The 12,057-nt window shown below is 62.8% G+C and carries 9 protein-coding genes; 3 read left to right on the forward strand and 6 right to left on the reverse strand.

Going from position 1 to position 12,057, the window contains the following annotated elements; translation table 11 throughout:
• Positions 1–171 precede the first annotated feature (171 nt).
• From phoB to J5X93_RS25560, 3 genes are all read left to right on the forward strand, one after another.
• Positions 172–861, forward strand: a complete 690-nt coding sequence (gene phoB / locus J5X93_RS25550) for a phosphate regulon transcriptional regulator PhoB (RefSeq protein ID WP_003253341.1) — start codon at positions 172–174, stop codon at positions 859–861.
• Between the two features lie 158 nt (positions 862–1,019).
• Complete coding sequence (gene phoR, locus J5X93_RS25555; protein WP_043209923.1) at positions 1,020–2,327, forward strand: phosphate regulon sensor histidine kinase PhoR; 1,308 nt, start codon at positions 1,020–1,022, stop codon at positions 2,325–2,327.
• 244 nt (positions 2,328–2,571) lie between these two features.
• Complete coding sequence (locus J5X93_RS25560) at positions 2,572–3,912, forward strand: hemolysin family protein (RefSeq protein ID WP_043209925.1); 1,341 nt, start codon at positions 2,572–2,574, stop codon at positions 3,910–3,912.
• A gap of 66 nt (positions 3,913–3,978) precedes the next feature.
• Here J5X93_RS25560 and J5X93_RS25565 read toward each other — a convergent pair whose 3' ends face one another.
• The 6 genes from J5X93_RS25565 to J5X93_RS25590 all read right to left on the reverse strand — a co-directional run bounded on the left by J5X93_RS25565 (position 3,979) and on the right by J5X93_RS25590 (position 12,012).
• Positions 3,979–4,875: a peptidoglycan DD-metalloendopeptidase family protein gene (locus J5X93_RS25565; protein ID WP_090344185.1), complete on the reverse strand. Its 897-nt coding sequence runs from the start codon at positions 4,873–4,875 to the stop codon at positions 3,979–3,981.
• Positions 4,876–5,119: 244 nt separating this feature from the next.
• Positions 5,120–6,034: a response regulator gene (locus tag J5X93_RS25570; protein ID WP_043209926.1), complete on the reverse strand. Its 915-nt coding sequence runs from the start codon at positions 6,032–6,034 to the stop codon at positions 5,120–5,122.
• A gap of 164 nt (positions 6,035–6,198) precedes the next feature.
• Complete coding sequence (phoU, locus tag J5X93_RS25575; protein ID WP_043209928.1) at positions 6,199–6,969, reverse strand: phosphate signaling complex protein PhoU; 771 nt, start codon at positions 6,967–6,969, stop codon at positions 6,199–6,201.
• Between the two features lie 130 nt (positions 6,970–7,099).
• A complete protein-coding gene (gene pstB / locus J5X93_RS25580) occupies positions 7,100–7,933 on the reverse strand; it encodes a phosphate ABC transporter ATP-binding protein PstB (RefSeq protein WP_043209930.1) in 834 nt (277 codons plus the stop codon).
• A gap of 102 nt (positions 7,934–8,035) precedes the next feature.
• Positions 8,036–9,706, reverse strand: coding sequence for a phosphate ABC transporter permease PstA (gene pstA, locus J5X93_RS25585; protein WP_043209932.1), 1,671 nt, complete (start codon positions 9,704–9,706; stop codon positions 8,036–8,038).
• Positions 9,707–9,723: 17 nt separating this feature from the next.
• Positions 9,724–12,012: an ABC transporter permease family protein gene (locus J5X93_RS25590; RefSeq protein ID WP_070572176.1), complete on the reverse strand. Its 2,289-nt coding sequence runs from the start codon at positions 12,010–12,012 to the stop codon at positions 9,724–9,726.
• Positions 12,013–12,057: the final 45 nt, after the last annotated feature.

Consider the following 12,057-nt stretch of genomic DNA (forward strand, 5'->3'; position numbering starts at 1 on the left):
CACCATGGTTTCGGGGGGTGTAAATGAGGTTTCGCCACCGCCGTGGCGGCCCCTTCAAGCCTAGTCCAGTCATGGAATGTCGCCAGAATCGCCAATGTCCTGTCACACAGCTGCAATAATTCCGTTATCTAATGCGGGCCAAGACACAGTTCCTGGGAGAGGTTTTACGCAATGGTTGGCAGAAACATTCTGATCGTCGACGACGAAGCGCCCATTCGCGAGATGATCGCCGTTGCATTGGAAATGGCCGGCTATGACTGCCTGGAAGCGGAAAACTCCCAGCAAGCCCATGCCATCATCGTCGATCGCAAGCCGGACCTGATCCTGCTCGACTGGATGCTGCCCGGCACCTCGGGTATCGAGTTGGCCCGGCGCCTGAAGCGCGATGAACTGACCGGCGACATCCCGATCATCATGCTCACCGCCAAGGGTGAAGAGGACAACAAGATTCAGGGACTGGAAGTCGGCGCCGACGACTACATCACCAAGCCGTTCTCGCCTCGTGAGTTGGTCGCGCGTCTCAAAGCCGTACTGCGCCGCACCGGCCCCAGCGACAGCGAGGCGCCGATCGAAGTGGGCGGCCTGCTGCTCGATCCGATCAGCCACCGCGTGACCATCGACGGCAAGCCCGCCGAAATGGGCCCTACCGAATACCGCCTGCTGCAGTTCTTCATGACCCACCAGGAGCGCGCCTACACCCGGGGCCAGTTGCTCGACCAAGTCTGGGGCGGCAATGTCTATGTCGAGGAACGCACCGTCGACGTGCATATTCGTCGCCTGCGCAAGGCATTGGGTGAAGCCTACGAAAATCTGGTACAAACCGTCCGAGGCACCGGCTACCGCTTCTCGACCAAGAGCTAGCTGCAAGCGCCAAGCTTCAGGCGGCACGCGCCGGCAGCGCCGAACAGCTTGCCGCCAGGCTTGGAATAAAGGACTGAACAGCACCACCGATCCGCTTCTTCTTGCAGCTTGAAGCACACAGCTTGCAGCTTGAAGCTGGATCCGAAGGATCCCCTCAATTGAACCAGAACTGGCACGCGACCTTGATTCGCCACATGCTGCTGCTGATCACCGTCTGCCTGATCGGCGGGCTGGTCAGCGGCTACTACGGCTGGAGCCTGGCCATCGGCCTTGCGCTCTACCTAGGTTGGACCCTCAAGCAACTGCTGCGCCTGCACGACTGGCTGCGCAATCATCAGCCCGACGAAGCCCCGCCCGATGGCTACGGCCTGTGGGGCGAGGTGTTCGACAGCATCTACCACCTGCAACGTCGCGATCAGCGGGTGCGCGGCCGCCTGCAGGCGGTGATCGACCGGGTGCAGGAATCCACCGCGGCGCTGCGCGATGCGGTGATCATGCTCGACAGCGAAGGCAACCTCGAATGGTGGAACCGCGCCGCTGAAACCCTGCTGGGCTTCAAGACTCCACAGGATGGCGGCCAGCCGGTGACCAACCTGGTGCGCCACCCGCGCTTCAAGGAGTACTTCGAATCGGAGAACTACGTCGAGCCGCTGGAGATCCCCTCCCCGATCAACGACCGGATGCGGGTCCAGCTTCACATCACCCGCTATGGCAACAACGAGCACCTGATGCTGGTACGCGACGTCACCCGCATCCATCAGCTCGAGCAGATGCGCAAGGATTTCGTCGCCAACGTCTCCCACGAGCTGCGCACCCCCCTGACGGTCATCACAGGGTACTTGGAAACCCTGCTGGACAACGTCGACGACGTGAACCCACGCTGGGGCCGGGCGCTCCAGCAGATGAGCCAGCAAGGCGCACGGATGCAGACACTGCTCAACGACCTGCTGCTGCTGGCCAAGCTCGAAGCCACCGACTATCCCTCGGACAATCAGCCCGTGGCCGTCGAGGCCCTGCTGCAATCGATCAAGGGCGACGCTCAAGCGCTGTCCGGCCCACGCAACCAGCGCATCACGCTGGAGGCAGCGCCTGGCGTGCGCCTCAAGGGCAGCGAGTCGGAACTGCGCAGCGCCTTCTCCAACCTGGTGTTCAACGCCGTGAAGTACACCCAGGACGAAGGCAACATCCGCATTCGCTGGTGGGCGGACGAGCAAGGTGCTCACCTCTCCGTGCAGGACTCCGGCATCGGCATCGATGCCAAACACCTGCCCCGCCTGACCGAGCGCTTCTACCGGGTCGACTCCAGCCGCGCCTCCAATACGGGCGGCACAGGACTTGGCCTGGCGATCGTCAAGCACGTGCTGCTGCGCCATCGTGCACGCCTTGAGATCAGCAGCGTGCCAGGCCACGGCAGCACCTTCACCTGCCATTTCGCACCTGCCCAGGTGGTGACGAACAAAGCCTGAAACCACGGCACCGCAGGCGCGATTTTACCCGCCGACGCCGGCACAGCCGGTGCATGACCTGGTTAGCGGCTGAACCCGCTCCCACGAGGTGCGTGCCAGCCGTGCAGGCGGCGTTGCCACCAACGGGGTGATAGCGCGCCCTTTGCTTTTGCAGCTTCAACCGCTACATTGGATCCCCTGTGCCAGCCAACGCTGGCACTTTTTTTCTCCCTAATTCAAAGACGGACCCTGTAAAAACTCCATCATGGACCCTTCCCCTGGTTTCAGCTTCATCTCCCTCTTCGCCGACTTCGGCATGATTCTCTTTGCCTTCCTTCTGGTGCTGCTCAACGGCTTCTTCGTTGCCGCCGAGTTCGCCATGGTCAAGTTGCGCGCGACCCGCGTCGAGTCGATCGCCGAACTGCACGGCTGGCGCGGCAGCATCCTGCGCAAGGTTCACAACCAGCTGGACGCCTACCTGTCGGCCTGCCAGCTGGGCATCACCCTGGCCTCCCTGGGCCTGGGCTGGGTCGGTGAGCCGGCCTTCGCGCACCTGCTCGAGCCGCTGCTAGCCGCCGTTGGCGTCGATACGCCGGAGCTGGTCAAAGCGATCTCGTTCTTCGTCGCCTTCTTTGTGATCTCCTACCTGCACATCGTGGTCGGCGAGCTGGCGCCCAAGTCCTGGGCGATCCGCAAACCCGAGCTGCTGTCGCTGTGGACGGCGGTGCCGCTGTACCTGTTCTACTGGTTGATGTACCCGGCGATCTACCTGCTCAACGCCAGCGCCAACACCATTTTGCGTATCGCCGGCCAGGGCGAGCCTGGACCGCACCACGAGCATCATTACAGCCGCGAAGAACTCAAGCTGATCCTGCATTCGAGCCGTGGCCAGGACCCAAGCGACCAAGGCATGCGTGTACTGGCTTCGGCAGTGGAGATGGGCGAACTGGAAGTGGTCGACTGGGCCAACTCCCGCGAGGACATGGTCAGCCTCGATGCCAAGGCACCGCTCAAGGAAATCCTGGCGATGTTCCGTCGCCACAAGTTCAGCCGCTACCCGGTCTACGACGCCGAGCGCGAAGAGTTCGTGGGGCTGTTGCACATCAAGGACCTGCTGCTGGAACTGGCCGAGATGGACCACTTCCCAGAAACCTTGGACCTGGACGACCTGGCTCGCCCGCTGGAGCGCGTCTCGCGGCACATGCCGCTGTCCCAGCTGCTGGAGCAATTCCGCAAGGGCGGCGCGCACTTCGTGCTGGTCGAGGAAGCCGACGGCAAGGTGATCGGCTACCTCACCATGGAGGACGTGCTGGAAGTGCTGGTCGGCGACATCCAGGACGAGCACCGCAAGACCGAACGCGGCATCCTCGCCTACCAGCCGGGCAAGCTGCTGGTACGTGGCGACACGCCATTGTTCAAGGTCGAACGGCTGCTGGGGGTGGATCTGGACCACATCGAGGCCGAGACCCTGGCAGGTCTGGTCTATGAAACGCTCAAGCGCGTACCGGAGGAAGAGGAAGTGCTGGAGGTCGAAGGCCTGCGCATCATCATCAAGAAGATGAAAGGGCCGAAGATCGTGCTGGCCAAGGTACTGAAGCTCATCTGACTGCTCTGGGGGCGCTTTGCGCCCCATCGCTGGCTGGCGCCAGCATCCACAGCGCCCCCTGCAAGCTCAAGGGTTGCCAGCGGTGAAGTCTGGCATCCCTCCGATCGGTCGGTCGAACTGGTAGGGGATCGACTCCAGCGCCAACCCCACGTTGCGCTGCACCACGAAATGCAGGTGGGGCCCGGTGCTGTTGCCGGTATTGCCCGACTTCGCCAATGGCGCCCCCTGCAACACCCGCTGCCCTTCGCTGACCACCACCGACCCGCGCATCAGATGCAGATAGACACCCATGGTGCCATCCGGATGCAGGATCCTGACGAAGTTGCCCGCCGGGTTGTTGCCACGGCCCGTCTGGTTGTTCTCGATCTTCACCACCACCCCGCCCCGCGCCGCGACGATCGGCGTGCCTTCGGGCATGGCGATGTCCATGGCGTAGCGCCCTTTGGGGCCAAAGTGGCTGAAGCGCCCGTTCGGGCCCTGGCTCAGCCGGAACGGCCCTCCTTGCCAGGGGAACGGATAGCGAAACGCCTGTGGGCGCCGCGCGGGGTCACCCAGGGCATAGCGCAGTTTCGAATCGTATTTCACCCGCTCGCCGGGCAACGCCGCCAGTACCGTCAGCACCTGCGTCGAGCGCGGCGGTACCACGCGCCGGACGATCCGGGGCGCACTGCCGCCCTGGACATTGGCCAGGCGCTGCAAACGCAGCTCGACCTCCACCGGCGCGAACAGATCGTTACGCACGAAAAAGCGCGTACCGCCCGCAAAATCGACTGTACGCAAACGCACCTGGCGCTCCAGCCGCTCGAACATCGGCTCGCGCAGCACGAACGCTTTGGCACCAGGGCTTGGGTGTTCAGAGTAGGAGACCACGCCGTAAGCATCGGTGGTCTTGTACAGCGTCATGCCCACGCTCGACGCCGAGACCGTGAGCAAGGCACAGAACAGCAGCAGACGAGTTGGCATGGCGGTGGCTTTTTGACAGTTATTGTGTCTGGAAGCCTAGCAGTCGGATTTCAAAGGGGTATTGCAGTTGGTCGGGAAATGAGCAATTGGCCATCACTGGCGCCCCGCTTCACCCGCGAAAAGGGGCAAAGCCCGTGGTATCCATGGACGGTGGCTGCTTCACAGGTAAACCCGCTCCCACACGTGCTCCGCGGATACCTGTGGGCGGGTTTACCTGCGCGCAGCCGCGCTCCGGATTGGCGATCTAGGCGCCGGGGGTGAAGTGCTTCTGCGCGGTTCCGCGGGCGATCAGGCGCGACAGGTAGTCGAGCTTCTGCGCATCCTGGTCGACGAACTTGAACGTCAGTTGCAGCCAGTCACTTTCAGGCTTGGGCTCCAGGGCGGCGATGGCGTGCAGGTAGCCATTTAGCCGCGCGACTTCGGCGTTCTCGCCTTGCTCCAGGTCCAACACCGCCCCTTCGAGCACCTGTGGCAGCGTGGGGCTGCGACGAACCACCAGCAAGGCTTCCTTGAGGCTCAATGCCTTGATCACGCAGGGCTGGGTACCGCTGGACAAGCGCAACTGCCCCTGGCCACGTCCACTCTGGGCGGCGGCGGCGGCCGTCTTCGGGGTCGGCGCGTTGATCAGCGGTTTGCCAGGCGCAGGTGCCGGCGCAGCGGCAGCAGCCACCGGAGCCTTGACCGTCTCGGGGCGACCGCCGGTCAGGGCACTGAGCGAGTCATTGGCAAATGCCGAGTTGACCCGCGCCGGTGCGCTGGCCATCAGGCTGTCGAGCTTGCCGAGCTTGGTCAGCGACTTCTTCACCTTGGTCAGCAGTTGCTCGTTGGTGAACGGCTTGCCCACAAAGTCGGAAACACCGGCCTGGATGGCCTGGATCACGTTTTCCTTGTCGCCACGGCTGGTCACCATGATGAACTGCAAGTCCTTGTACTCCGGCTGCTGCCGGCACCAGGTGAGCAGTTCCAAGCCAGACATCTCCGGCATTTCCCAATCGCACAGGACCAGGTCGAACCGTTCCTTGCCCAGCATGGCCATGGCCTTGCGGCCGTTGACCGCATCTTCGATGACGATGCCTGGGAAGGCATTGCGCAGACACTTCCTCACCAGGTCCCGGATGAATGGCGCATCATCCACGACCAGCACATTGACCTTACTCATCGATACTCCTCTTGAACCCCGACTAGCATACCGCCGACTGATGGCCATTTGCCAAACCACTGGTCACGCCGGGACTCCTCTGGTCATTCGCGGGTGCCTGCTGGCTGCTCGACCGCAAACGAAAACGCCCGGCCTAGGCCGGGCGTCGATGCTCGGGAGCAATCCTACTTATCGTCCGATTCGGCCGGAACATTAGCGATTTCGCCATCGTCGGCCGCTTCGCCCAGCACTTCGGCCTTCATGCGTTTGAGGCCCATGTGACGCACGTCGGTGCCGCGCACCAGGTAGATCACCAGTTCCGAGATATTGCGCGCATGGTCGCCGATGCGCTCCAGCGAACGCAGGGCCCAGATCACGCTCAGCACGCGGGAGATCGAGCGCGGATCTTCCATCATGTAGGTGACCAGTTCACGCAGGGCGGTCTTGTACTCGCGGTCGATGGTCTTGTCGTACTGGGCCACCGAGAGGGCGAGATCCGCATCGAAACGGGCGAAGGCGTCCAGCGCGTCACGCACCATGTTGCGGACCTGGTCACCGATGTGGCGCACTTCGACGTAGCCGCGTGGCGACTCGCCTTCCTCGCACAGCTGAATGGCGCGGCGGGCGATCTTGGTCGATTCGTCGCCGATGCGCTCCAGGTCGATCACCGACTTGGAGATGCTGATGATCAGACGCAGGTCAGAAGCCGCCGGCTGACGACGGGCGAGGATGCGCACGCACTCCTCGTCGATGTTGCGCTCCATTTGGTTGATCTGCTCGTCGACTTCACGCACCTGCTGGGCCAGGCCCGAGTCGGCCTCGATCAACGCGGTGACGGCGTCGTTGACCTGCTTCTCGACCAGGCCACCCATCGCCAGGAGGTGGCTGCGAACCTCCTCGAGCTCGGCGTTGAACTGCTGGGAGATGTGGTGGGTAAGGCTCTCTTTGTTGATCATGCTTTCGCTCCGCGAAGTTGCAAGCCCCAAGCTGCAAGCTTCAAGTGGTTCGTGTCGTTCCCTGGCGCCGCGCTAACCGCTTTTTCTGGCAGCTGGCAGCTTGATGCTTGCAGCTGCGCCAAAGGCGCCCTTAGCCGTAACGACCGGTGATGTAGTCTTCGGTCTGCTTCTTCGCCGGATTGGTGAACAGCGTGTCGGTATCCCCGAATTCGACCAGTTTGCCCATGTACATGAAGGCGGTGTAGTCCGATACGCGGGCCGCCTGCTGCATGTTGTGGGTCACGATGACGATGGTGTATTTGGATTTCAGTTCGTAGATCAGTTCTTCGACCTTCAGCGTCGAGATCGGGTCCAGCGCCGAGCAAGGTTCGTCGAGCAGCAGCACCTCCGGCTCAACGGCAATGGTACGGGCAATGACCAGACGCTGCTGTTGACCACCGGACAGGCCTAGGGCCGAGTCGTGCAGGCGGTCCTTGACCTCATCCCACAGGGCCGCGCCCTTGAGGGCCCACTCGACGGCTTCGTCGAGCACGCGCTTTTTGTTGATGCCCTGGATGCGCAGGCCGTAGACCACGTTTTCATAGATGGTCTTGGGGAACGGGTTGGGCTTCTGGAACACCATGCCGACGCGGCGGCGCAGCTCGGCCACATCCTCGCCCTTGCGGTAGATGTTGTTGCCGTACAGGTTGATCGCGCCTTCCACGCGACAACCGTCGACCAGGTCGTTCATGCGGTTGAAGGTGCGCAGCAAGGTCGACTTGCCGCAGCCGGACGGGCCGATGAAGGCGGTCACGCGCTGCTTGGGAATGTTCATCTTCACGTCGTACAGCGCTTGCTTGTCGCCGTAAAACAGGGACAGACCCGGGACTTCGATGGCCACGGTTTCTTCGGCCAGGCGCAGGCTCTGCTTGTCGCGGCCCAGGGCGGACATGTCGATGCCGTGGGCGTGGGATTCATGCTGCATGTTCTCACTCCGTTCGTAGCTGCAAGCTTCGAGCTGCAAGCTGCAAGTTGGGTCAAAGCGGCAATCTGCTTGGAGCTTGCCGCTTGAAGCTTAAAGCTGAAATCAGCTGTCGAGGGCCTTGTACTTCTCGCGCAGGTGGTTACGGATCCACACCGCCGAGAGGTTGAGGGTCGCGATCACCAGCACCAGCAGCAGCGCGGTGGCGTACACCAGCGGCCGCGCGGCCTCGACGTTGGGGCTCTGGAAGCCGACGTCGTAGATGTGGAAGCCCAGGTGCATGATCTTCTGGTCCAGGTGCAGGTACGGGTAGTTACCGTCCACCGGCAGCGATGGCGCCAGTTTCACCACACCCACCAGCATCAGCGGCGCCACTTCGCCCGCGGCACGGGCCACGGCGAGGATCATGCCGGTCATCATGGCCGGACTGGCCATTGGCAGAACGATCTTCCACAGGGTCTCGGCCTTGGTCGCGCCGAGCGCCAGGGAGCCTTCGCGCACCGTACGTGGGATGCGCGCCAGGCCTTCCTCGGTGGCCACGATCACTACCGGCACTGCCAGCAGCGCCAGGGTCAGCGAGGCCCACAGCAGGCCCGGGGTACCGAGGGTCGGCGCCGGCAGGGCTTCGGGGAAGAACAGGCGGTCGATCGAGCCACCCAGCACATAGACGAAGAAGCCCAGGCCGAACACGCCATAGACGATCGCCGGAACACCCGCCAGGTTGTTCACTGCAATACGGATCAGGCGAGTCACCGGGCCCTGCTTGGCATATTCACGCAGGTAGACCGCCGCCAGTACACCGAACGGGGTAACGATCACGGCCATGATCAGGGTCATCATCACGGTGCCGAAGATGGCCGGGAAGATACCGCCTTCGGTATTGGCTTCACGCGGGTCGTCGCTCAGGAACTCCCACACCTTGCTGAAGTACACGCCCAGCTTGGTCATGACAGACATGCCGTTGGGCTGGTAGGCATGGACCACCTTGCTCAGGTTGATCTCCACTTCGCGGCCATTGCCGTCGCGGGCCACCAGGCTGTCGCGGGCGAATGCCTGGTGCAGGCCGGTCAGGCGCTCTTCGATGGCCTTGTAGCGAGCGTTGAGCTCGGCACGCTCAGCGTCCATGTCCGCCTGGGCGGCAGCGTCCAGCTTGCCGTCCAGCTCGAGCTTGCGAGCCTGCAGGCGCAGACGCTCAAGACCATGGTTGATGGCACCGATGTCTTTCTTCTCAAGGGTCTGCAGCTCTCGGGCCAGCTGGTCGGCGCGCTTGAGGCGACTCTGCAGCTCAGCCCAGGCGGCAGGGCCTTCGGCGACCACACGGCCTTCTTCCTTGACGCTCGCCAGGTAGCCATAGAAATTGCCCCACTCGCGGCGCTCCAGGGCAATCAAGTCGGCCGGCTTCTGCTGGTCGACCAGCCAGTCGCCTACCAACCAGGTGAAGTCGCTGCCGTTGAGGTCGCGGTTACCCACCTTGACCAGCTCGCGGGTCATGAACTCCGGGCCTTCGTCCGGAACCGGCAAGCCGGCGCCCTTGAGGCGGGCACGTGGCACTTCTTCTTTCTGCACCACCTCTGCGATGATCACATGATCGCCCTGGCCCGGCACCTTGTAGGTGGCCTGGATCAGGTCGGCTGGCCAGAAGTGGCCCAGGCCGCGGACGGCGATCACGGCGAGCAGGCCGACGGTCATGATCACCGCCATGGCGACCGCGCCACCGCTGATCCAGACGCCAGGGGCGCCGCTCTTGAACCAGCCTTTGAGGGAATCCTTTTTCACGGATCTCTACCTTTCTATCAAAGCGACGAGTATTTCTTGCGCAGACGCTGGCGAATCAGCTCGGCCAAGGTGTTCATGATGAATGTGAACATCAGCAGCACGAGGGCAGCGAGGAACAGCACACGGTAGTGGCTGCCGCCGACTTCGGATTCGGGCATTTCCACCGCCACGTTGGCGGCGAGGGTGCGCATGCCTTCGAACAGGTTCAGCTCCATGACCGGGGTGTTGCCGGTGGCCATGAGCACGATCATGGTCTCGCCCACCGCACGGCCCATGCCGATCATCAGCGCCGAGAAAATACCCGGGCTTGCGGTGAGGATGACCACGCGGGTCAGGGTCTGCCAGGGTGTCGCACCCAGGGCCAGGGAGCCCAGGGTCAGGCTGCGTGGCACACTGAATACAGCGTCTTCGGCGATGGAGTAGATGTTCGGGATGACGGCGAAGCCCATGGCGATACCCACTACCAGGGCGTTGCGCTGGTCATAGGTGATGCCCAGGTCATTGGTGATCCACAGACGCATGTCGCCGCCGAAGAACCAGTTCTCCATGAACGGGCTCATGAACAGGGCGAACCAACCGATCACCAGGATGACCGGGATCAGGATCGCCGCTTCCCAACCGTCCGGGATACGCAGGCGGATCGACTCCGGCAGGCGGCTCCAGGCAAAGCCGGCGGCGAGAATGCCGATCGGCAGGATCAGCAGCAGGCTGAACACACCTGGCAGGTGACCTTCCAGGTACGGTGCCAGGAACAGGCCGGCGAAGAAGCCGAGGATCACCGTCGGCATCGCTTCCATCAACTCGATGACCGGCTTGACCTTGCGGCGCATGCCCGGAGCCATGAAGTAGGCGGTGTAGATAGCGGCGGCGATGGCCAGAGGCGCGGCCAGGATCATCGCGTAGAAGGCGGCCTTCAGGGTGCCGAAGGTCAGCGGCGACAGGCTCAGCTTGGGCTCGAAATCGGTGTTGGAGGCCGTGGACTGCCAGACGTACTTCGGCTCGTCATAGTTCTCGTACCAGACCTTGCCCCACAGCGCGCTGAAAGACACTTCCGGGTGCGGGTTCTTCAGGCTCAGTGGCAACAGCTTGCCGCCTTGCTCGATGATGATGCGGTTGGCGCGTGGCGACAGGGCCAGCACGCCGGCGCCTTCCGCGACCGGCTCGACCAGCAGGGTGCGGTGGGCGGTACTGTGGAACACGCCCAGCTTGCCTTCGCTGTCCAGGGCGACGAAGCCCTTGCGACGCTCTTCGGCATCGATCTGCACGACCGGCGCCTTGCCCAGTTGGAAGCTACGGATCAGCTTGAAGCGCGACTCGCCATCCGGGTCGCGAGCCATGAACCACTGGCTCAGGCCACCCTTGGAATCACCGAAGATCAGCGAGATGCCGCCGACCAGTTGAGCACTGGCAGTGATTTCGGTGTCGCCATCCTCAGACAGTTTGTAACGACCATTGAGGCTCTTGTCGCGCAGGCTGAAGACGTCGGCGATGGCACGACCGTTGACCACGTACAACCACTGCTGACGCGGATCGACGAAGATGGCCTTCACCGGCTCGGTCATCTGCGGCAGCTCGATGCGGTTCTGCTCGGTGGTGACTTCGCCGGTCATCATGTTTTCCTGACGGGTCAGCTCGGTCACGTGCAGTTGCGAACCAGTGGAGCCAGCCAGCAGCAAGGTATCGCCGTTGACGTTGACACTCACGTGCTCCAGCGCGCGGCCCTGTGGGTCGAGCACGAACGGCGCCTGACCATAGGGGTAGTCGATACCCGCATCGATGGTCTTCTTGTTGTCCGGATAGGTGATCTTGTAGGTGTGGTGGAACACCAGCGCCTGGCCGTTGGACAGACCAAGCACCACCAGCGGGCTGCCCGGCTGGTCGGCGCTGATGGACGTCACTTGAGTGCCTGCCGGCAACGGCAGGTCGACATGCTCGACTTCACTGCCGGTCTTGGTATCGAAGAACAGCGCCTGGCCCTTATCGGAAACGCGCATGCCCACGAGGTTCTGCTCCTCGAGGGCGATCATCAGCGGCTTGCCGGCATCCTGTTGCAGCCACGTCGGCTCCAGCGCTTTCTTGCTGGTCAGCTCGGCGCCCTGGAACAGCGGCAGGACCACGTAGGCCAGGTAGAAGAAGATCAGGGTGATGGCTGCCAGCACGGCAAGCCCGCCAACCAGTACATACCAGCGGGTCAGGCGATCCTTCAGCGCACGCAGGCGGCGCTTGCGTTGCAGCTCGGGCGTATTGAAGTCAATCCGCACGGGGGGAGAATTTTGGGTCATGGTGGAGTTGGCCAGATCATTCATGCGCACACCCTAGCGGTCCCGTATGACAAAAACATGACAATGCAG

The organism is Pseudomonas sp. BYT-1 (genome assembly GCF_023611805.1).
Lineage (GTDB): Bacteria > Pseudomonadota > Gammaproteobacteria > Pseudomonadales > Pseudomonadaceae > Aquipseudomonas > Aquipseudomonas guariconensis.